This is a genomic window from Campylobacter sp. CFSAN093238, from assembly GCF_012898015.1.
GTDB lineage: Bacteria > Campylobacterota > Campylobacteria > Campylobacterales > Campylobacteraceae > Campylobacter_D > Campylobacter_D jejuni.
In genome coordinates this window covers 1,483,974-1,503,700 of the sequence record NZ_CP040611.1, presented here as the reverse complement: position 1 = coordinate 1,503,700, position 19,727 = coordinate 1,483,974, and the positions used below count along the sequence as shown (strand labels likewise).

Annotated in this window: 22 protein-coding genes and 1 pseudogene; 10 read left to right on the top strand and 13 right to left on the bottom strand. The window is 30.5% G+C overall.

Annotated features, from left to right (window positions below):
• The 9 genes from FBF21_RS07680 to FBF21_RS07640 all read right to left on the bottom strand — a co-directional run bounded on the left by FBF21_RS07680 (nucleotide 1) and on the right by FBF21_RS07640 (nucleotide 6,930).
• Nucleotides 1–765: a TIGR02757 family protein gene (locus FBF21_RS07680; RefSeq protein ID WP_002851318.1), complete on the bottom strand. Its 765-nt coding sequence runs from the start codon at nucleotides 763–765 to the stop codon at nucleotides 1–3.
• A 16-nt stretch (nucleotides 766–781) separates the two neighbouring features.
• Entirely contained in the window at nucleotides 782–2,608 is a 1,827-nt protein-coding gene (gene flgK / locus FBF21_RS07675; protein ID WP_002876047.1) for a flagellar hook-associated protein FlgK, read from the bottom strand.
• Between the two features lie 9 nt (nucleotides 2,609–2,617).
• Complete coding sequence (locus FBF21_RS07670; RefSeq protein WP_002876049.1) at nucleotides 2,618–3,052, bottom strand: flagellar protein FlgN; 435 nt, start codon at nucleotides 3,050–3,052, stop codon at nucleotides 2,618–2,620.
• A gap of 42 nt (nucleotides 3,053–3,094) precedes the next feature.
• The gene (gene flgM / locus FBF21_RS07665) at nucleotides 3,095–3,292 is read right to left on the bottom strand and encodes a flagellar biosynthesis anti-sigma factor FlgM (RefSeq protein ID WP_002792053.1); all 198 of its coding nucleotides are present in this window, start codon (nucleotides 3,290–3,292) and stop codon (nucleotides 3,095–3,097) included.
• Nucleotides 3,293–3,354: 62 nt separating this feature from the next.
• The gene (locus FBF21_RS07660; RefSeq protein WP_002869194.1) at nucleotides 3,355–3,696 is read right to left on the bottom strand and encodes a hypothetical protein; all 342 of its coding nucleotides are present in this window, start codon (nucleotides 3,694–3,696) and stop codon (nucleotides 3,355–3,357) included.
• A complete protein-coding gene (locus FBF21_RS07655; RefSeq protein WP_002869192.1) occupies nucleotides 3,696–4,742 on the bottom strand; it encodes a flagellar basal body P-ring protein FlgI in 1,047 nt (348 codons plus the stop codon). The genes FBF21_RS07660 and FBF21_RS07655 overlap by 1 nt, the downstream gene beginning before the upstream one ends.
• Nucleotides 4,743–4,800: 58 nt before the next feature.
• Nucleotides 4,801–5,484 carry a 16S rRNA (guanine(966)-N(2))-methyltransferase RsmD gene (gene rsmD / locus FBF21_RS07650; protein ID WP_002876051.1) on the bottom strand — a complete coding sequence of 228 codons (684 nt, stop codon included), beginning with the start codon at nucleotides 5,482–5,484 and terminating at the stop codon, nucleotides 4,801–4,803.
• Nucleotides 5,477–5,860 carry a hypothetical protein gene (locus FBF21_RS07645; protein ID WP_002858858.1) on the bottom strand — a complete coding sequence of 128 codons (384 nt, stop codon included), beginning with the start codon at nucleotides 5,858–5,860 and terminating at the stop codon, nucleotides 5,477–5,479. Before FBF21_RS07645 ends, rsmD begins: the two co-directional genes overlap by 8 nt.
• Nucleotides 5,857–6,930 carry a DUF5644 domain-containing protein gene (locus tag FBF21_RS07640; RefSeq protein ID WP_002876052.1) on the bottom strand — a complete coding sequence of 358 codons (1,074 nt, stop codon included), beginning with the start codon at nucleotides 6,928–6,930 and terminating at the stop codon, nucleotides 5,857–5,859. Before FBF21_RS07640 ends, FBF21_RS07645 begins: the two co-directional genes overlap by 4 nt.
• Before the next feature lie 86 nt (nucleotides 6,931–7,016).
• Here FBF21_RS07640 and FBF21_RS07635 point away from each other — a divergent pair, with 86 nt between their 5' ends.
• From FBF21_RS07635 to FBF21_RS07625, 3 genes and pseudogenes are all read left to right on the top strand, one after another.
• Nucleotides 7,017–7,838 carry a thiamine-phosphate kinase gene (locus FBF21_RS07635; RefSeq protein WP_002876054.1) on the top strand — a complete coding sequence of 274 codons (822 nt, stop codon included), beginning with the start codon at nucleotides 7,017–7,019 and terminating at the stop codon, nucleotides 7,836–7,838.
• Entirely contained in the window at nucleotides 7,807–8,925 is a 1,119-nt protein-coding gene (truD, locus tag FBF21_RS07630; protein WP_002876055.1) for a tRNA pseudouridine(13) synthase TruD, read from the top strand. The genes FBF21_RS07635 and truD overlap by 32 nt, the downstream gene beginning before the upstream one ends.
• Before the next feature lie 121 nt (nucleotides 8,926–9,046).
• Nucleotides 9,047–9,361: pseudogene (locus FBF21_RS07625) on the top strand (hypothetical protein).
• Nucleotides 9,362–9,518: 157 nt separating this feature from the next.
• Here the strand turns inward: FBF21_RS07625 and prfB are convergent.
• Nucleotides 9,519–10,616 carry a peptide chain release factor 2 gene (gene prfB / locus FBF21_RS07620; RefSeq protein ID WP_002851475.1) on the bottom strand — a complete coding sequence of 366 codons (1,098 nt, stop codon included), beginning with the start codon at nucleotides 10,614–10,616 and terminating at the stop codon, nucleotides 9,519–9,521.
• A gap of 73 nt (nucleotides 10,617–10,689) precedes the next feature.
• Between prfB and rimO the strand changes: the two genes are divergently transcribed.
• Together rimO and tilS are read left to right on the top strand one after the other, a co-directional pair.
• Nucleotides 10,690–12,009, top strand: coding sequence for a 30S ribosomal protein S12 methylthiotransferase RimO (gene rimO / locus FBF21_RS07615; protein WP_002858853.1), 1,320 nt, complete (start codon nucleotides 10,690–10,692; stop codon nucleotides 12,007–12,009).
• Nucleotides 11,999–12,964 (top strand): tRNA lysidine(34) synthetase TilS, encoded by a 966-nt coding sequence (tilS, locus tag FBF21_RS07610; RefSeq protein ID WP_002858852.1) that lies wholly within the window; start codon nucleotides 11,999–12,001, stop codon nucleotides 12,962–12,964. Before rimO ends, tilS begins: the two co-directional genes overlap by 11 nt.
• On the opposite strand, the gene FBF21_RS07605 is transcribed toward tilS, so the two are convergent.
• Genes FBF21_RS07605 through ciaI form a run of 3 tightly spaced genes read right to left on the bottom strand, consistent with a single transcriptional unit; the run spans nucleotide 12,947 to nucleotide 14,950 of the window.
• Entirely contained in the window at nucleotides 12,947–13,660 is a 714-nt protein-coding gene (locus FBF21_RS07605; protein WP_002869775.1) for an EI24 domain-containing protein, read from the bottom strand. The genes tilS and FBF21_RS07605 overlap by 18 nt on opposite strands.
• Before the next feature lies 1 nt (nucleotide 13,661).
• Nucleotides 13,662–14,351: a dUTPase gene (gene dut / locus FBF21_RS07600; RefSeq protein WP_002876056.1), complete on the bottom strand. Its 690-nt coding sequence runs from the start codon at nucleotides 14,349–14,351 to the stop codon at nucleotides 13,662–13,664.
• A gap of 35 nt (nucleotides 14,352–14,386) precedes the next feature.
• Nucleotides 14,387–14,950 carry an intracellular survival protein CiaI gene (gene ciaI, locus FBF21_RS07595; RefSeq protein WP_002867263.1) on the bottom strand — a complete coding sequence of 188 codons (564 nt, stop codon included), beginning with the start codon at nucleotides 14,948–14,950 and terminating at the stop codon, nucleotides 14,387–14,389.
• A gap of 74 nt (nucleotides 14,951–15,024) precedes the next feature.
• On the opposite strand from ciaI, the gene FBF21_RS07590 reads away from it, so the two are divergent.
• The 5 genes from FBF21_RS07590 to FBF21_RS07570 all read left to right on the top strand — a co-directional run bounded on the left by FBF21_RS07590 (nucleotide 15,025) and on the right by FBF21_RS07570 (nucleotide 19,723).
• Nucleotides 15,025–15,432 (top strand): hypothetical protein, encoded by a 408-nt coding sequence (locus FBF21_RS07590; protein WP_002870905.1) that lies wholly within the window; start codon nucleotides 15,025–15,027, stop codon nucleotides 15,430–15,432.
• Nucleotides 15,433–15,503: 71 nt separating this feature from the next.
• Nucleotides 15,504–16,286 carry an ABC transporter permease gene (locus FBF21_RS07585; protein WP_002876057.1) on the top strand — a complete coding sequence of 261 codons (783 nt, stop codon included), beginning with the start codon at nucleotides 15,504–15,506 and terminating at the stop codon, nucleotides 16,284–16,286.
• Nucleotides 16,283–16,945 carry an ABC transporter ATP-binding protein gene (locus tag FBF21_RS07580; RefSeq protein ID WP_002870907.1) on the top strand — a complete coding sequence of 221 codons (663 nt, stop codon included), beginning with the start codon at nucleotides 16,283–16,285 and terminating at the stop codon, nucleotides 16,943–16,945. The genes FBF21_RS07585 and FBF21_RS07580 overlap by 4 nt, the downstream gene beginning before the upstream one ends.
• On the top strand, nucleotides 16,945–18,063 hold the full coding sequence (locus tag FBF21_RS07575; protein WP_002876058.1) for a capsule polysaccharide transporter: 1,119 nt from the start codon (nucleotides 16,945–16,947) through the stop codon (nucleotides 18,061–18,063). Before FBF21_RS07580 ends, FBF21_RS07575 begins: the two co-directional genes overlap by 1 nt.
• 1 nt (nucleotide 18,064) lies before the next feature.
• Entirely contained in the window at nucleotides 18,065–19,723 is a 1,659-nt protein-coding gene (locus FBF21_RS07570) for a polysaccharide biosynthesis/export family protein (RefSeq protein ID WP_168985467.1), read from the top strand.
• Nucleotides 19,724–19,727: the final 4 nt, after the last annotated feature.

Genomic DNA, 19,727 nt, shown 5'->3' with positions numbered 1-19,727 from the left:
TCACTCCTTAAATTTGTCAATTTCCTTACTTTGCCCTAAACGATAGAGTGCAAAGTCATATTTTATGGGATCATTTGCATCTAATTTTTTTAAATTTTGTGTGAGTTCTAAAACACTTTTATAATCATATATTTTACGCTTTAGAAGTCCTAAAGTCAAGGAAATTTTATGTGCATGTGTATCAAGTGGAATTAAAAGATCTTTGGTGTGAATTTTGGTAAAAAGTCCAAGATCAAGTTCATCTTTTCTAACCATCCATCTTAGATACATATTATAGCGTTTAAGAGGTGAAGTAGGAGTGTTTTGCCAAATTTTTCCAAAGAAAAAATCATATCCATAACTTGAATATGAATTTAAGGTTTTGATTTTTTGCATAAAAGCTAAGATGGCATCTGTGGTATTTTCTCTTTCTTGATAGGCTTGATAAAAAAGTTCGTAGAGTGAAATTTCATTTTTCAGCCTTGAAAGAGTGATAAAAATTTCTTGTATATCTTTTTCATTTTGGAAGCGGTATTTTAAATTTTTAAGTTCTTTTTTTATTTGTTTTTCTTGAAGGTTTAATAAAGAAAAATCAAGTTTCTTTAGAAAATTTACTATATTTTTAGCATTTCCATAGGCAAATAAAGCACAAATTAAGGCAATAAATTCATCATTGTGAATTTTAGCAATTTGCAAAGGATCTGGAGTTTCAAAAAGGGAATGATTGGTATTTTTTTGATTGGCTAAAAAATCGAGCTTAGCTTTAAGATGGATAAAATTTTTCATTTGATATTACTAGAGCTTAAGATTTAAGCCCTAGTAAGGTATCAAGCATTTGATCTACGGTTGAGACGATTTTTGCTGCTGCACCGTAACTTGATTGATATTGTATAAGGGCGGCTAATTCTTCATTTGTATTTACGCCACTTTTAGATTGGTACTCGCTATAAACAGAATTATAAAGAGTTTCATTGCTTGAATTGACGACATTGTTATTTTCACCATCTGAGGCTATTTTACCTGTAAGTTTGCGGTAATATTCTTCCATGGTAAGATTATCGATAGTGCCATCTTCATTATAAAAATTAACTTTTTCATATTGAAGTTGGATGATTTTATTTGCCATGTCATTGCCACTATCAACCCCACTTAAACTTGCTCTTACTGTGCTTGGATCATTTAAGATGGAATCTTTTACTTTCATATTACTTGCATCAGTTCCGCTGAAAAAACCACCTATACTAAACGCACCTGCGAAATTTGTGCCCTTATCTTCAATGGCTACCTTAAAACCTGATTTTGCATTGATTTGAAATAAACCATCTCCAGTTTTTGCATCGTAGCTAAAACTTGCATTGATATGATCATCAACATCATCGTTTGAATTTTTATTGTTATTATCATCTGTATTAGCATTGATTTGACGCATGATATCATTCATGGTTGTATTTACATCTATGGTGATGGTTTTGGTGAGTTTTTTATCGCCTTTATCATCATAAATGACTATATCAAAACTTCCTGGTTGTATGGTTCTGTCGTAATTAACTAAAGGAATATCTCCCTTAAGCCCAGATAGATAATCAGAAGTAACAGAACTTTTCGCAGAACTTGCATAAAGATTGTTAGTTTCATTGATCATGGTCTTAGCAAAAGTATCTAAAGAATCCATATAACCTTGGATAATTCCATCTTCATATTTTCCTTCGCTTTTGCTATAGTTTCTACCGCGTAAGTCAAGTTGAGCACCAAGCTGTCCACCGCTAATTTTTGCAGTAAGATCGCGAACTTTTTCATCAGGAGTTTCATAATAAATGCTATAAGATTTATTTTTATCATCATAATCAAGCTTTAAAGGATGAAAATTTATTCCATCTACTATACTAAAACCTTCTATACTTAGATTGTATTGATGTCCTGGATCAGTGATGGTTGTATCAAGGCGATTGTCTTGATTGATTTCATTTTTGCTTGCAACTGCACTAACTAGCTTTGAAAGAGTAAGCTCAAGTTCATCTCTTCTATCCCTAAGTTCATTTGCGTGTTCTGTTGGTAAGGCTTCTTGTCCATAAATTTGTTTATTTATAGTAGCAATTTCTTCGCCAATTCTATTAATCTCATCAACTGTATTTTTAATATCATCATTTACTTTTTTTTGGATTTTATCCAAGGTTGCAAAAGTGTTATTAACGCTTTCTGTTAAGGTCTGAGAAGCTTTTACAAGGGCTATTTTTGTGGCATTTTCATTAGGGTTAGATGCAAAATCATTCCAAGCTTTGTTATAATTTTCTAAATCTTTCAAAATTCCAGTATTTTGTAAGTCTGGAAAACGCTGAGCGATTTCTTGTAAGGTTGAAGCCATATATTTAGTGTATTCTAGTTGGTTTGATGCACCTTTTAATTTATAGTAAGAATACTCATCATGCAAACGCACTATACTTTCTATAGCAGTTCCTGTGCCTACTTGAACTCCACCTGCGGTAATATACCCATTTGTAGTTTGCACTACTCTTTGGCGTGTATAAAAAGTTGCATTAGCATTTGAGATATTGTTTCCAGTTGTTGCGATTTGAACTTCGCTTGCCTTTAAGCCTGTAACACCTGTGTATAATGTTCCAAAAATACCCATTATAAATCCTTATACATTGATCTTGAAAATTGACTCTGGATTTGTCTTTTTATCTCCATAAGCATTATTTGTTCCATCATTGATATCAAACATTTTATTTACTAAGCCATCAAGAAAATCTTTGACAATAAGAACAAATTTAGCATACTCTTTGTTTTTACTATGAAGGTTTTGAAGATTTTTTTTAAGTAGATCTAGTTTTTGTTTATCTTCATCATCTAAGAGTTCACTAAGCCCTTTTGTAGAGCTATTATTTAGCTCAACCAAGGCAACATCAAGTTGTTTTTTAGCTGTAATAAATTCGGCAATAAGTTTGTTTTTTTCTTCTACACTTGGCGTTATACTCTCATGTTTAGCCACTTTGATATTTTCTATATCTTCTTCGGTTAAAGCAATAAGTTTTGCTAAGATAGCATTTACTTCATCAAGTCTTTGTTTAAGCATATTTTCTCCTTTTCTCTCTCAAAAAAAAGGAGAATGAAAGTTTTAGATTAAAGAGTCAGCAATCGCAGCAGCCGTAGCTTTTGTATCGATTTTATAAGTACCGTTTTTAATCTGCTCTGCGATTTTACTCGCTTTATCATTTTCCGTTTTTTGAGTATCGTTTGTTTTAGTTTCTTTATCTATTCTATTTGTATTTAATGTGGTATTTGCCACATAACTTTGTTGTATAGGATTGATCATTTCTGCCTCCTTGATCTTAGTTATAATCCTCTACAAACCATATCGACCCAAATTTAAAAAACTTAACCCCTTTCTTTTAAAAAATCGTATAATAATTTTGAAAAACCCATACCTCCACTTAAAGCTTTACTCATAGTATCGTTATACATGGAAGAGTATATTTCATCACTGGCATCTTTTCCAAAGAGTGAATTTTGACTTTTTAAAGATACATCTAAAACTTGCTTTAAAAAAAATGCTTCAAAAGCATCTGTTTGTTCTTTTAAGGCTTCATCTTCTTTGGTTTTTGTAACTATATCATTATCATTTATTTTAATACTTGATTCTAAGCTTCTTGCTTTGGCTGCACGATCAAGTAAAGCGCTATTCATACTATAAGTATTTAAAAAATTATCCACTTTCATTAGATGATCTCCAAATCCGCGTTAATTGCACCTGCGCGCTTTAAATTTTCCATAATAGCGATAATGTCATTTGGGGTTGCTCCAAGTTTGTTAAGCATTCTAGCTATATTCGCAACTGTGCTTTTTGCATTGTTGATTCTTAAGGTATTTGAACTTGGATCTACAAAACCACCATCTTTCATATCGATTTCATTTTGATTAGCTACTGCGTTATTGTTTGGATCTATTTTTATGGTGATATCTTTATGAGTGATTAAAACAGGTTCTACCTCTACATCAACTCCAGCAATCACTGTTCCTGTTCTTTCATCGATGATAACTTTGCTTTGTGGTTTATAAGCTATATCTTGTTCTAAAACTCTTGCCATAAAATCAACATTTGAAAGATCTTCAGGTTTTTTGAGTTTTACTGTGCGAGAGTCGATAGCTTTAGCTACTTCTTCGCCAAAGACAGTATTTAAAACTCTTTCTATATCATTTGCGGTTTTAAAGTCCGCTACTTTTAAACTTAAGGTTAGATCACTGTTTTGACTAAAATTTTGTGGAATTTCTCTTTCTACATTAGCTCCGCCCATTACGGTTGCAGCAGTTGAGTGAGAACCTGCTCCTCCTGGTCTAGGTGTTAAACCTCCTGTTGAGATAGAGCCTTGTGCTATAGCATAAATTTCACCATCAATCCCACGAAGTGCAGTCAGTAAAAGTGTTCCGCCTTGTAAAGATTTTGCATCACCCATAGATGAAACGGTAATATCAAGTTTATCTCCGCTTTTTGCAAAGGCCGGAAGTTTGGCTGTAACCATAACAGCTGCGGTATTTTTTGATTTGATATCGTTAGGATCTACTTTGATATTCATACCTTGCAAAAGGTTTGAGATGGATTGTAGTGTAAATTTAGAGCTTGTTCCATCGCCGCTTCCATTAAGCCCTACAACAAGTCCATAACCTATAAGTTGGTTATCTCTTACACCTACAGTGTTTGCTACATCCTTGATTTGCACTGCAAAAATGCTTGTCATAAAGAGTAAAAATATCGTTAAAACTCTCATGGATTCTTCCTTTAATCTATTGTTGATGATAGATCAAGCAAGAAGTGTTCCAAGTAAGTTAAGAAGCGTAAAAGCTTAAGCTAGTTGATCCAAATTTCTTTTCTTTGACTTTTTGAAAATTTTGGATTTTTTCGGGAGTTTTTATGGTTGAGTGGTGTTCAAAAATGATTAAATTTAAAGTCTTTAAATCTAAATTTTCTAAAAAATGATAAATTTTTTCATAAATATCGCTAAAACCTTCTCTGGTATCAAAAGGTGGGTCAAGATATAAGATGATTTCATTTTTTGAATTTTCTATGAGTTTAGGTAAAATTTCAAAAGTATTTGCATGGATCACTTCTAAATTTGGATCTATATTTTTAGCATTTTCTAAAGCAATTTTATAAGCTTTTACATCAAGTTCTATAGCATAAGCTTTTAAAGCATGATTACTTAGTGCTTCAGCCGCCATTAAAGCACTTCCTCCAAAGGCTTCAATGAAAATTTTACTTCTTAAATCTTCTCTTATTACATTAAAAACACAACTTTTGACTATGCTTTTAGTACTTCTTGTTGTTGTAAGACTAGGTAAAAGTAGTTTTTTCCCTTTGTATTTACCACTTTCTATATTTGTATAAAGCTTTGTTTCTTTAGTTTTTTTTGTTTTTTCTTTAAGAGGTTTAATTTCTTGTTTTTGAAGAAATTTTTTTCTTTTTTCATTGTGATTAAAAAAGTCTTTAACGCTTATAAATTCATCATTCATCATTAAGTGCTTTTACGAGTTTGTTTTTAAGATCTTTTATGGCAAGATCGATTTTATTTTCATAATCTTTTTTAAATTCCAAAGCAATAGCGTCAATTTTTTCTTCAAGCAGTCTTTTTTGTTCAAGTGCAAGTTGCAAAGCTGCTGCTTTTAAGGCATTATCAAATTCATTTAAAGACTCAAACAAGGCTTCTTTGCTAAATGGTATGCTTAAAAATGGAGAGTTTTTAGAGATGATAAATAAGGGTTTTGCGGTATAAATTTTTTCATCGCTAATGATGAAATCACAATTTTTTTTCATTACCAAATGATCTTTTAAAAAAAGTTCTAAAGTTTTTTCTATGATGAGATCTTTGCATTCTAAAGAGATTTTCATATCAAACTAACCTTTAAAGTGTGATTTTTTAATGATGGAGCTTGTATGCCTTCGATAAGGGCTAAAAACTCAAAACGCCTCAAAATATAAAAGTCTTCAAATTCCCTTCCACTTGTTTGCATAAGTTTTTTAGCACAAGTATCAAAAAGATAAAAATCTTTTTCTTCTTTTACTACCATAAAATCAGCCCCGCTATCATAAGCGTCCAAAACAATATCTGCGGCTATTTTATAGCTTAGCGTAGGATTTAGATTAAGCAAGCTAAAGCCATTATTTTTTATACTGTTTTCATAGGAAATAAATTTAGCCTTAAGTTTGGATTTTAAAGTATCGCAAGCATTAAAACCATAAAAAGCTATATTGAAATCTTTAAAATTATGTTTAATTTCTTTAAGTTCTTTGATCTCATTATCAAAAGCATTGGTTTTAGGTAAATCAAAGTGTAAAATATTTTTATCAAAAAGCCCTAAATTTAAAATTTCATTTTGTAGGTTTTTGATCGTTGTTTCTAAAATTTCATTTTTGCTTTCAAGATGATAAAAAATACCCTTTTCTTTATCTGCTAGAGTTTTTAAAATTTCTATCTTTTTTTCAGGATATTTTTCTATCATTTTTGAAGCCAAATAAAACACTCCATCGCCCATATATTCAGGAAGATAGTCTAAAATTTCACTTGCATAATATAAATAATCATATTTTGCATAAAGTTTTTTATCCTCTTCATCACCAAATTTTTCAAGATATTTGTATTTGTCTAAAAAATCATTTTTATCGATGATAAGATCTTTAATGGCTCTTTTTGTGCTTAAAGGCTCGATACAAAGACTAAAATCAAATTCTTTTGCTATTTTTTCTAAAGGTGTAAAAAGTGGTATGATTTGCTTATTTACAACCATGTAAGTATCTTCATCTTTATCAAAATCAAAATAAATATCATCATCTTGAACTTGCAAAAGCAAATCATAAAAACTTGCAAAATTTTCATAATTATCATAAATATAAGGTTTATAATAAGCCTCATAATCCTTGGTTTTATCAAATCTAAAAATTCTTAATTCTAATTTTTTCATGGTTTTTCCTTAAATATTTCTATATTATATAAAATTTTTCTAAAATTCACTAGAATTTAAAAGGAAATTTTATAAAATCACGCATTATGAACAAAGAAGATTTTATTATCAAAGCTTTTTTAAATGAAAAAAATGGCGATGATGGAGCTATTATTGATGATTGGTGTTTTAGTAAGGATTTGTTTTTTGAAAATGTGCATTTTAAAAGAGAGTGGTTTAGCTTAGAGCAAATTGCTACAAAAGCAATGCTTGTTAATATCTCAGATGCTATTTCAATGAATGCTGTACCAAAATACGCACTTTTAGGACTTGCTTTACCAAAAAATTTAAGCGAAAATGAGATCAAAGCCTTGCAAAAAGGTTTTTTAAAAACAGCTAGGAAATTTAATATAAAAATCATAGGCGGTGATACTATAAGCAATGATAAAATAGACATTAGTCTTACTATCATTTCAAAGATTAACGATAAAGCTGTTTTTAGAAAAGGTTTAAAAAAGGGGCATTTACTTGCTTATACGGGAAAATTAGGACGAAGTTTAAAAGGGCTTGAAATTTTACAAAATGGGGGCACTTTAAAACCAAACCATGTATTTATAAAGCCAAAATTAAGAGCTAGTTTTTTTTATGAAATCGCACCTTTAATTTCTTGTGCTATGGATATTTCAGATGGTTTAAGCAAGGATTTATCAAGACTTCTAGCCTTAAATAAATGCGGTATTTCTTGGTTTAAAAAACTTGATGATTATACGCTTTATAGCGGAGAAGAATATGAAATTTTGTTTGCTTTTGATGAAAAAGAGCGTCAAAATATAAAAACAATAGCCAAAAAATACGGCGTGAAATTAAATATCTTTGGAAAAGCAGTGAAAGGAAAATATGAATTTAGAGGAAGAGAACACCATTTTTAAGCCTTTGTATAGTTTAAAACACAGTCCTATTAATGCGTATTTTAGTAAAAATAGCGATGATTTTGTAGTGCGTGAAAGGCCTTTGTATGAATTTAGCGGTAAGGGTGAACATCTTATTTTGCATATCAATAAAAAAGATTTAACCACAAATGAAGCTTTAAAAATTTTAAGTGAAACAAGCGGGGTTAAAATAAGAGATTTTGGTTATGCAGGGCTTAAAGATAAGCAAGGATCAACCTTTCAATACCTTTCTATGCCTAAAAAATTTGAGAGTTTTTTGTCAAATTTTTCTCATCCTAAACTTAAAATTTTAGAAATTTTTATCCATGAAAACAAGCTAAGAATAGGGCATTTAAAAGGAAATACTTTTTTCATACGCTTAAAAAAAGTTTTACCAAGCGATGCTTTAAAACTAGAACAAGCTTTGATGAATTTGGATAAGCAAGGTTTTACGAATTATTTTGGTTATCAGCGTTTTGGAAAATTTGGGGATAATTATAAAGAAGGGCTTGAAATTTTGCGTGGCAAAAAAATGAAAAATGTAAAAATGAAAGAGTTTTTAATTTCAGCTTTTCAAAGTGAGCTTTTTAATCGCTATTTGAGTAAAAGAGTGGAGTTATCACATTTTGCAAATGATTTTAGCGAAAAAGAATTGATCCAAATTTATAAAATTTCTAAAGAAGAAGCTAAGGAACTTAAAAAACAAGAACAATTTTTTAAGCTTTTAAAAGGTGAGGTTTTAGGGCATTATCCTTTTGGAAAGTGTTTTTTATGCGAGGATTTAAGTGCTGAGCTTGGGCGTTTTAAGGCAAGAGATGTAAGCGCCATGGGGCTTTTAATCGGTGCTAAGGCTTATGAAACAGGAGAAGGTTTGGCCTTAAATTTAGAAAATGAAATTTTTAAAGATACTTTGGAGTTTAAGGCTAAAATGCAAGGTTCAAGACGCTTTATGTGGGGATATTTAGAAGAGTTAAAATGGCGTTATGATGAAGAAAAAGCTCATTTTTGTATAGAGTTTTTCTTGCAAAAAGGCTCTTATGCTACTGTGGTTTTAGAAGAAATTTTGCATAAAAATTTGTTTGAGTGAAATAATTATGAGTTAAATTTTTACGTGATTTTTACTTTAGAATTTATTGCAAAAATGATATTTAAATTTTAAATTTAGGTATAGTTATATTAATTTAATTTTAAAACTAGGAGCAAAAATAATGAAAAAGATTTTAACAAGTGCTTTGGCTTTAGGAGCTATGACTTTGATTATAGGTTGTGGCGATGGCGATTTAGTCGAGTAAAAAAACAATGGCAACGATCAAGCTATGTTTGATTTAGGTAATCAAGAGATTATGAAAAAATATCCAAATCATAAACTTTATGATTATACTTCAGTCAGAACAATTAGTGATATTAACAATCCAGAAGGCAAAATTAAAGAAATGAAGCGTGATTTAGAAATAGATAAAACTCCATACTCAAACTATGTTTTCTTATTAAATCCAAACGATAAAAAGACTATAAAGTTGTGAGTGTTTATTGCGATAAAGATTTTAAGAAAAGAGTTTATTGTTCTGTGAATGATGCTCTTAGGTTTTATGCAAGATAATAAAACAAGCGGGAAAATCCCGCTATCTTTCTAATTCTTTTTATACCGACATTTTGCAGAAATTACTTATTTTTAAGCTGTTACTCCGCTTTTAAGGCAATTAAAACGCCTTCTATCATTTTTTTGATATCCCCATCAAGGATATTATCCACTTGAGAAAAAGCTTCTCCGCTGCGATTGTCTTTGACTTGCTGATAAGGGAAAAGCACATAAGAACGGATTTGATGCCCCCAACCTATCTCGCTTTTTTCTCCAGTATTAGCACTATCTTGTTGTTTCATGAGTTCAAGTTCATAAAGGCGAGATTTTAGCATTTTAAAAGCGGTGGCTTTGTTTTTGTGCTGACTTCTGTCATTTTGGCATTGTACGACTATGCCGGTTGGAAAATGTGTGATTCTCACAGCTGATTCTGTTTTATTGACATGTTGTCCGCCTGCACCGCTTGCTCTGTAATAATCTATTCTTATGTCTTTTTCTTCGATTTCAATTTCTATATCATCATCAAGTTCAGGGCTTACCATAACACTTGAAAAGCTTGTATGACGGCGTCCTGCACTATCAAAAGGAGAAGTTCTTACCAAACGATGGATACCATTTTCAGCTTTTAAATAACCATAAGCATTTTCTCCTTTAACTAAAAAGCTCACATCTTTAAGTCCTGCTTCTTCGCCTTCTTGAAAGTCTAAAGTTTCGACTTTAAAACCTTCTCTTTCACAAAATCTTAAATACATTCTATAAAGTATGCTTGCCCAGTCATTACTTTCCGTTCCACCTGCACCTGGGTGAATGGAAACAATGGCATTTTTACCATCATTTTCCCCGCTTAAAAGCATGGAAATTTCAAGACTTGTGATGGTATCTTCAAGTTTTGGTGCGTCATTAAATAAAGCTTCAAGTGTTTCTGTATCGTTTTCGCTATTGGCCAGATCGAAAAGTTCGCTTGCGTCATTTAGAGCATTAAAAGCATTTTCATAGTTTTTAAGTAGATTGGTGATTTTAGTTTTTTCTTTACCTATGATTCCTGCTTGTTTAACATCACTCCAAAAAGAAGGAGAATTTTCAAGCTCTTCGATTTCTTTAAGCCTTGTTTGGATATTTTCAGGCTTGATGATGGAGGCTATGTTGCCGACTTTGTTTTTTAAAGTTTTTAAAAGTTCGCTAAATTCGTAATTATCCATAAAATTTCTTTGCTATAATTATATTTTTAAAGTCAAAAATTATATCAAAAGAAAACTTTAATATAGGAAAAAAATGTCAAAACTTTATCTTATGTCTTTAGGTTGTAATAAAAATTTAGTCGATAGTGAGATCATGCTAGGGCGCCTTAGTGCTTATGAACTTTGCGATGAACCAAGCAAAGCTGATGTTATAATCGTAAATACTTGTGGTTTTATCGATAGTGCAAAAAAAGAAAGTATTAATGCGATTTTGGATTTGCACGAACAAAGAAAAAAAGATTCTCTTTTGGTGGTTACGGGTTGTTTGATGCAGCGTTACCGCGAAGAACTTATGAAAGAACTTCCTGAGGTTGATCTTTTCACAGGTGTGGGTGATTATGAAAGAATCGATGAAATGATACTTAAAAAAACAAATTTATTTTCAAATTCGACTTATTTGCAGAGTGAAAATTCCAAACGTATTATCACAGGTTCAAATTCCCATGCTTTTATAAAAATCGCCGAAGGTTGTAATCAAAAATGCTCTTTTTGTGCCATCCCAAGTTTTAAAGGCAAGTTAAAATCTCGTGAGATAAGTAGCATTATAGCTGAGCTTAAAGATTTGGTAGCTAGAGGTTATAAGGACTTTTCTTTTATTGCACAAGATACGAGTTCTTATTTGTTTGATAAGGGTGAAAAAGATGGGCTTATACGCTTAATCGATGAGGTGGAAAAAATCAAAGGCATAAGAGCGGCTAGAATTTTATATCTTTATCCTACGAGTGCGAGTGAAGCTTTGATTAAACGCATTATAGCTTCTGAAATTTTTGTAAATTATTTTGATATGCCTTTGCAGCACATAAGTGATAATATGCTTAAAATCATGAAGCGTGGGGCAAATAGCACAAGACTTAAAGAAATGCTAAATTTAATGAAAAGTGCGCCAAATAGCTTTTTACGCACGGGCTTTATCGTAGGGCATCCAGGTGAAAGTGAGGCAGATTTTGAAGAGCTTTGTGAGTTTGTTAAAGACTTTGGTTTTGATAGGGTGAGTGTTTTTGCGTATTCTAAGGAAGAAGATACAGCCGCTTTTGATATGGAGCAAGTGCCTTTTAAAGTGATCAATAAAAGGCTTAAAATCATAGAAAAAATTGTTGATGAAGTGATAGAAAAAAGTTTTGAAAAAGAAGTAGGGCAAAAGCGTTTAGTAGTTTGCACAGGAGAAAGTAGTGAGGGAGAGTTTTTTATCGCAGCTAAAGATTTAAGATGGGATAGAGAGATTGATGGGGAAATTCTTATTAATGAAAGCGAATGTGGAAATTTGGAAATGGGGCAAATTTATGAATGTGAAATTTTACAAAACCTTGATAAAAAACTCCTTGCTAAGGCTTTAAGAAAAGTAGATGCAAATTAAAGATGAAATTTTAGCCCTTTTAAAAAGGGGTAAAAATTTACTCGCTTTTTCTTATGGAAGTGATTCTAGTGTGCTTTTTTATCTTTTAATGCAAGAAAAGATCGACTTTGATCTTGTGATGATAAATTACAAAACTAGAAAAAATAGTGATTTAGAAGAGTTAAAAGCCAAAGAACTTGCTTTAAAATTTCATAAAAAAATTTTCATAAAACACGCTCCTAAATTTCAAAGTAACTTTGAAAAAAAAGCCAGAGATTTTCGCTATGATTTTTTTGAAAAAATTTGTCTTGAGCAAGGTTATGACCATCTTATCTTAGCCCATCATTTAAACGATCAATTTGAATGGTTTTTGATGCAACTTTCACGAGGCGCAGGTTTGGCTGAAATTTTAGGTATGCAAGAATGTGAAAAACGCTCAAATTATACACTTTTACGCCCTTTACTCTTTATAAGTAAAGATGAAATTTCATCTTTTTTAAAAGAAAAAGATATTTTTTATTTCCATGATGAAAGTAATGAAAATGAAAAATATTTTAGAAATTATATAAGAAAAAATTTCTCTAATGCCTTTGTGAGTGAATTTCATCAGGGTTTAAAAAGAAGTTTTTCTTATCTTGATGAAGACAGGAAAAAACTTTATGATTTTGAAAATATCAAAGAAATTCAAGGACTTCTTATTTGCCCTAAAAATGAAAGCTTGATTGCTAGAGCGGTGAAAATGAAAGGTTTGCTTTTAAGCACGGCACAAAGAAAAGAGCTTTTAAAGGGTGATTGTGTTTTAGGTGGTAAAATAGCACTTGCATATAAAAACGAACAAGCTATTGTTTTTGAGTATGAAACTTGTCAAAAATTACCTAAAAATTTCAAAGAAGAGTGTAGAATAGCTAAAATTCCAAGACTTTTAAGAGCTTATTTATACAATCACAAAATCGATATTTCAAGCCTTAGCTTTTAGTTTTAAAATTCTTTGATAGCTTAAATGTGTGAGAAAAATCACAAAAAATACTTGCAAAAAAAGTCCTAAAAGTGGTACTGATGAGAGTAGATAAAAACAAAGAGTGCTAAATTTAAACTCTAAAGGCGAAAAATCAGAATGAAAATTTTTAAAACTTTCTTTGTTTAAAATCGTGCTTGTAACATCAATCATTAAAAGTTTGTGAAAGAGATAATAAAAAGCAAGATAATATACAAAAATATTTATAAAAGGTAAAAATAAAGCCAAGGTGCAAAGCAATAAAATCCCTATAAATTTTATAAATATTTTAAAAATTTCAAAGATAGTTTTTAAGGTTGAAACTTCGTTTGTATTATCATAATGGTAATATTTTTGGTTGATTTCTTTAGCGATAAAAGGAGTAAGAAAAGAAGTGATAAAAAGGGCTAAAAAAACCGAAGCAAAAACAACAATAAAACCTGAAAATAAAAAACTTATGATGGTGATTAAAATTTGTACAAAATGAAGAGCATAAAACCACGCCCAAAACGAATCTTCTCCAACGCTAAATAAAGAATTAAAATAATCAAGCAAGGCCGAAAAGCCAAGTACTCCTAAAAAAAGCATCAGTATAAGGCTAAAAATCAAAGGAATTAAGGCAAATTTTAAAAATTTAAGACTTAAAAAATCTTTGATTGCAAGTTTTAAAATATCCAAATTATGCCTTTTTGTAGCATTCTTCTAGTTTTTTATAAATAGTATCAAAATCAAGCTCTTGTTCTAAAATTTGAGCTAAAACTTCATTGTCTTCTTTGCCATTCCAAGTTTTTTTATAGCTACCATCTTTGTAACCATTGTTTTGTCTAAAAATATTTAAAACATTTTTACCTATGTAGGTCTTATAAAGAATTTCAAGATTTAGCCCACATTTAATAGCTAGAGTAAAATAGGTTGAAAGTAATTCTCCAAGATTAAATCCAAAACCACTGCATTTATGGATAATAAGCTCTATATCATTTAAAATGCCATAAATATCACCCTCATTAGGGTATTCTTCTTCTTTGCAAAAATCTTGAAACACGCTTACAGCATTAACTTCTGTGGCTATAGCTTTGAAATCTTTATTGTTTTTATCGCGATACTCTTCAAGTAAAAGACTTAAAATAAAATGCCAAATATCGACAATCTCTATACGCACATTTTCCCAATTTGTCGGATTTGAAATGTTTTTCCAATGTTTCCATGCAAAAGAGTCTATAAGTTCTGCACATTCCATATAAATACAGCGTCTCCAACTGATCAGTTTTCCTTCTTTGGTGTAGCCATTTTCCCAATTTAAGCCGTTTGTTTCGTCGTTAAGTTTTTGTTGGAGTTTGAGCATATTTTCTAAAATTTCGATATTTGTCATTTAAAACTCCTTGATAATTTTTAATATTATATGATTTAAGCGTAAAGATTTAAACTATCATCTGTCTTATCTTGATTTTCCTTGGCTTTTTCTTGTTGTTTTTCAAGTTGTTTTTTCATTTGTTCTAAAACTTCATCAAGAAGTTTTTTGCTATCTTCAAGCATAGAAGTATTGATATCTTTATCATTTGTTTGATTTTGTTTTAGCAAATCACTGAGTTTATTTGTAAAATTATTCATAATAGCATTTTGATGGTTTTTATCATTTGGAGTTGGTAGAACATTTGCCATTTGCATAGCTGATTCGATAATTTCCTTTGGCTTTAACTCTCCAACTTTAGAATTTGCTAAAAAATCTTTGATCATAGGTTCAACTTCTTTCATAGCATTTTTAATCTCATCAAGATCATTTTGTGTGAGTTTAGAGCCTTCAAAAGTAAAGCTAAAACCATACTGACGCTTAAGATTAAGAGTTTTACCTTCTTCATTATTTGCATAACTTATGCTTTGATTGTCATACATAGATAAGGCTAAGTGTTTGCCACTTTTTGTTGTATAATCCATCGAAAAACTTTGGTTTTTACTAGCATCAATTTGCATTTCTTCCCCTTATATTTATAGTTTAAATCAAAAATCGGTTATTTTTAAAAATATTTTAGTATAATTTTTATAATATGGATGAAAGAATTTTAGAATTTATAAAAAATGAGCAGCTTTTATCTTGGGCTATGATTGATGAAAAAGGTGTTTATACGGCTAGTGCTTTTTATGCTTTTGATGAAAAGAATTTAGCTTTTATTATCGCTTCCCATGAAGATACTAAGCATATAAGATTAGCCAGTGAAAATTCAAGTATAGCACTTAATATAGCCAAAGAAAGTAAAATAGCCTTTTTAAAAGGTGTGCAAGCTAAGGCCGAGTTTAAAATGGCAAGTAAGGAGCAAAAGAAAATTTATTTTTCTAAATTTCCCTTTGCTATACTTGATAAAAGTGCAAAAATTTATGCTTTAGAGCTTTTTTGGCTTAAATTTACTAACAATGCTTTAGGACTTAGTAAAAAGCTTGAGTTTTGTAAAAAATAAATTTTTATGATTTTGTTTAAAAAAATGAGTTATGATTATAGTTTATGTAAATTGTTAGGTATAGAAAATAAATGTTAAATGTAATTCACGCTTTATTTTTTAGAGAGTTAAAAACTAGATTTGGTGCTAATAGGCATTTGGGTTATCTTTGGGTAGTTGGAGAACCAATGTCAATAACACTTGCTATTACAGTAATTGTTACCATTATAAGAGAATATCATCATCAAGTTATGCCTGAAGGAATTTCTATTTTTATGTTTTTAATTTCAGGTATTATGCCTTATTTTATGTTTAGAAGTATAGTAACTCAGCTTATGAATGGTACTCAGGCAAATTTGGCTCTTTTTGCTTATAAACCTGTAAAGCCTATACATGTATTTATTGCTAGAACTTTGCTTGAATTTTGTATTTATTTTGTGATTTTTATCACTGTGCTTTTTTTTGCAGGATGGTTTTTTAGATTTGATGTATTCCCCGTTCATTTACTCGGAGTTTTATTTTGTATTTTTTTACTTATGTGCTCAGCTTTTGCTTTGGGGATTTGTTTTGCTATTATTTGGCATTTTGTAGAGCCTTTAAGAACTTTATTAGCTTATTTTAGCATAGTGTTTTATTGGAGTTCCGGGATTATATTTCCTACTTGGCTTATGCCAAGACCTTTACTTGATATATTTTATTATAATCCTTTGCTTCACATAATGGAGCTTTTAAGATTTAATTTTTTTGAGAATTATCCTTTGCAAGATGAATATAGTTATTTTTATGCTATATTTTGGATTTTACTTGTTTTATTTATAGGACTTTTTATTTACTACTATAATAGACAAGCTCTAACGGCGGCAAAAAAAGAATGATAAAGCTAATTAATCTAACTAAATCTTATCCTTTATTTAGCGGTGGAAGACATTATGTTTTTAAAAATTTTACTTTTGAATTTCCTGAAAATTGTAGCATAGGATTGATGGGGGGTAATGGTGCAGGTAAGTCCACTCTCATGAGACTTTTAAGCGGGGCAGAGCTTCCTGATAGTGGTAAGATAATTACTAATAAAAAATTATCCTGGCCTTTGGGTTTAAATGGAGCTTTTCAAGGTTCTTTAACTGCTAGGGATAATGCTAAATTTGTAGCTAGAGTATATGGTTATAAAGGACAAGAACTTCAAGAAAAAGTAAAATTCGTAGAAGATTTTGCAGAGCTTGGGAAATTTTTTGATGAGCCTATGAAGACTTATTCTTCGGGAATGAGTGCTAGAATAGCTTTTGGACTTAGTATGGCCTTTGATTTTGATTATTATTTAATCGATGAAGCTGGAGCTGTTGGAGATCCTGCTTTTAGAGAAAAAAGCGTAAAATTATATAGGGAAAGATTAAGCAAATCAAAAGTGATTATGGTATCTCATGATGTAGCTGAAATTAAAGAATGGTGTGATAAAATAATTTATATGAAAAATGGACAAATTGCGGTTTATGATGATGTAGATGAAGGAATAGCTGTATATCAAGGAAAAGCTTAATGGAAGAAAATAAAACTTTATTAGAAAAAATCAAAGATTTAAGCATATTTGATTCTTTTAAAATTGTTTGGTTTATAATGATTTTTGTTGTGATTTATTATACATTGATTGCAGCACCAAGATATGTAAGCACGATGATTTTAGATGTTAGATCAACAAGTGGAGAAAGTGCTCAAACAAGTGGAATTTTGTCTTTGCTTAGTAGCACTTCTACAGCAAACGAAGATTTAAATTATCTAAAAGGTTATATAGAATCAAGTGATATGTTAAGAATTTTAGATGAGAAAATCAAACTTAAAGATCTTTACCAAGAACAACATATAGATTTGCCTTTTAAAATTTGGGATTCAAGCTCAATAGAATCTTATCTTAAATATTACCAAGCAAGAGTTAAGGTGCATACGGATGAAACTACTAAGCTTTTGCAGGTAGAAGTAGAAGGTTTTACACCTAAATCAGCTCATTTGATTGCTCAAACTATTATGCAAGAAAGCGAAAAGTTTATCAACGAAATCTCTCATAAAGCAGCTAGAGAACAAATGGCTTTTGCTGAAAATGAAGTACAAAAATACAAAGAACGATATCAAAAAGCACAAAATGGTTTGATTGCTTTTCAAAATAAATATGGGGTTTTTGATCCCTTGAAACAAGCTGAAGCTAAAGCAAGTTTGGTTGCGCAAATTGAGACTAATTTAGCTCAAAAAGAAGCTAAACTTTTAACTTTACAAAGCTATATGAATGATGCAGCACCTGAAGTAGTAGCACTTAAAGCAGAAATTGAAGCGATTAAAAAACAGCTTTTAAGGGAAAAATCTAAAATTTCAGCTAACAATTCTTCTCAAAAGCTTAATGATTTGGCTGCTAAATTTCAAGATCTAACTATAGAAGCTACTTTTGCGCAAAAAGCTTATGAAGCAGCTTTAAAAGCTTATGAAAGTGCTAGAATAGAAGCATTAAGAAAAATAAAACAACTTGTCATCATTCAAAGTCCAGATATTCCAGAAAGCGCAAAATATCCTGAAAGAATTTATGATATTTTAACAGCATTTATTGTATTATCTTTGATTTTTGGGATTGTTAAATTTATTAAAATGATAATAGAGGAGCATAAGTATTAAAATGAAAAAAATATTAATTTTACTTTTTAGTTGTATTTTATGTTTTGGAGCTGTGGATGTTTCACAAATCATTTCAGCAGAGGATCAAGGTTCTACTACAACTAGCATAGATCAAAATTTAAGCTCAAATTATGATATAGCAAATAAAGAAAATAATCTTACAAAAATTCATCAAATTTTAGTATTTGGCGCTCATCTTTTTAATGGAAATTTTAAAAATTACAATCAAAGAGTTTATAACCCAGATTATAAGATCGCAGTTGGTGATCAAATCAGTCTTAAAATTTGGGGAGCTGTTGAGTTTTCGCAAGTTTTAGTGGTGGATTCTCAAGGAAATATTTTTATCCCTAAAGTAGGAGCTGTAAATTTACTAGGTGTGAAAAATAGCGCCCTTGTAAGTGTTATAAAAGCACGTGTTAATAAAATCTATAAAAGCAATGTTTTTGTTTATGCAGATATGAATGCTTATCAAAATGTCAGTGTTTTTGTAACAGGAAGCGTTAATGCTCCAGGACTTTATCAAGGACTTAGTTCGGATTCAGTGGTCCAGTATCTTGATAAAGCAGGGGGTATAAATTTAGAATATGGAAGTTTTAGAGATATTCAAATTTTGCGTAATAACAGCGTGATAAAAAATATTGATTTATATGATTTTTTACTAAAGGGGCAAATGGATCTTTTTCCTTTTAGAAGTGGAGATGTTATTTTAGTAGGAAATGTTCAAAATTACGCTTTTGTTAACGGTGATGTGCAAAGACCTTTTCGTTTTGAACTTTCAAATGATATTAAAACTTTAGCTGACTTAGCTAGAGTATCAGGTGCTAAACCTATCGTGACTAATGCTATCGTAAAAAGTTATGGTGAAGATCATAAACTTGATGTCAGTGCTTATAATAAAATGCAATTTTCAAAAGTTTTACTTAGAACGGGAGATGAGGTAGAATTTCACCCTGAGTATGTTTCTGAAAATATAACTATAAGTGTAAATGGCGAGCATAATGGTTTAAAAACTTTAGTTGTGGGTAAAGGAACGACTTTAGAAGATATTTCTAAATTAATTAAAGCTAATCCACAATCAAACATGCAAGCTTTACAAGTGTTTAGAAAAAGTGTAGCTAGAACTCAAAAAGAACTTATCAATGCTCAGCTTAAAGAGCTTGAAACTCTAGCTTTAACTAGTGGTTCTGTTACAGCTCAAGGTGCAGCTATAAGAGCTCAACAAGCAAAAACGATTTTAGAATTTATCCAAAGAGCTAAGCAAGTAGAGCCTAAGGGTCAAATTGTCATTGATAATCCAAAGTCCTATAATTCGGTTATTTTAGAAGATGGTGATACTATTAATGTACCAAGTAAGAATAATCTCATCATAGTTCAAGGTGAGCTTTCTTTACCTGGAGCTTTTGTGTATGATAAGGGCAAAGATTTAAGATATTATATCAATCTTGCAGGAGGTTATGGAGAAAGAGCGGATACTTCAAAAGTTTTAGTGATACGAAGCAATGGAAAAGCTGAAAAATATCATAGTGGTATAGATATGAAACGAGGCGATTCTGTGTTGGTATTGCCAAAAGTAGATAGTGAGAATTTGCAAATTTTTTCAATGTTAACTCAAATTCTTTATCAAATTGCTATTGCAACCAATGTTGTACTTAATCTTTAAGGTT

Bases quoted from the DNA above. Each gene is read 5' to 3' on its own strand.
- FBF21_RS07585 (WP_002876057.1), top strand. From the start codon at position 15,504: ATGTTAAATGTAATTCACGCTTTATTTTTTAGAGAGTTAAAAACTAGA.
- FBF21_RS07575 (WP_002876058.1), top strand. From the start codon at position 16,945: ATGGAAGAAAATAAAACTTTATTAGAAAAAATCAAAGATTTAAGCATA.
- FBF21_RS07645 (WP_002858858.1), bottom strand. From the start codon at position 5,860: ATGAAAATCTCTTTAGAATGCAAAGATCTCATCATAGAAAAAACTTTA.
- dut (WP_002876056.1), bottom strand. From the start codon at position 14,351: ATGACAAATATCGAAATTTTAGAAAATATGCTCAAACTCCAACAAAAA.
- ciaI (WP_002867263.1), bottom strand. From the start codon at position 14,950: ATGCAAATTGATGCTAGTAAAAACCAAAGTTTTTCGATGGATTATACA.
- FBF21_RS07570 (WP_168985467.1), top strand. From the start codon at position 18,065: ATGAAAAAAATATTAATTTTACTTTTTAGTTGTATTTTATGTTTTGGA.
- FBF21_RS07580 (WP_002870907.1), top strand. From the start codon at position 16,283: ATGATAAAGCTAATTAATCTAACTAAATCTTATCCTTTATTTAGCGGT.
- FBF21_RS07635 (WP_002876054.1), top strand. From the start codon at position 7,017: ATGAACAAAGAAGATTTTATTATCAAAGCTTTTTTAAATGAAAAAAAT.
- FBF21_RS07680 (WP_002851318.1), bottom strand. From the start codon at position 765: ATGAAAAATTTTATCCATCTTAAAGCTAAGCTCGATTTTTTAGCCAAT.
- flgK (WP_002876047.1), bottom strand. From the start codon at position 2,608: ATGGGTATTTTTGGAACATTATACACAGGTGTTACAGGCTTAAAGGCA.
- FBF21_RS07655 (WP_002869192.1), bottom strand. From the start codon at position 4,742: ATGAGAGTTTTAACGATATTTTTACTCTTTATGACAAGCATTTTTGCA.
- rimO (WP_002858853.1), top strand. From the start codon at position 10,690: ATGTCAAAACTTTATCTTATGTCTTTAGGTTGTAATAAAAATTTAGTC.
- flgM (WP_002792053.1), bottom strand. From the start codon at position 3,292: ATGATCAATCCTATACAACAAAGTTATGTGGCAAATACCACATTAAAT.
- FBF21_RS07590 (WP_002870905.1), top strand. From the start codon at position 15,025: ATGGATGAAAGAATTTTAGAATTTATAAAAAATGAGCAGCTTTTATCT.
- prfB (WP_002851475.1), bottom strand. From the start codon at position 10,616: ATGGATAATTACGAATTTAGCGAACTTTTAAAAACTTTAAAAAACAAA.
- tilS (WP_002858852.1), top strand. From the start codon at position 11,999: ATGCAAATTAAAGATGAAATTTTAGCCCTTTTAAAAAGGGGTAAAAAT.
- FBF21_RS07640 (WP_002876052.1), bottom strand. From the start codon at position 6,930: ATGAAAAAATTAGAATTAAGAATTTTTAGATTTGATAAAACCAAGGAT.
- FBF21_RS07660 (WP_002869194.1), bottom strand. From the start codon at position 3,696: ATGAAAGTGGATAATTTTTTAAATACTTATAGTATGAATAGCGCTTTA.
- truD (WP_002876055.1), top strand. From the start codon at position 7,807: ATGAATTTAGAGGAAGAGAACACCATTTTTAAGCCTTTGTATAGTTTA.
- rsmD (WP_002876051.1), bottom strand. From the start codon at position 5,484: ATGAATGATGAATTTATAAGCGTTAAAGACTTTTTTAATCACAATGAA.
- FBF21_RS07670 (WP_002876049.1), bottom strand. From the start codon at position 3,052: ATGCTTAAACAAAGACTTGATGAAGTAAATGCTATCTTAGCAAAACTT.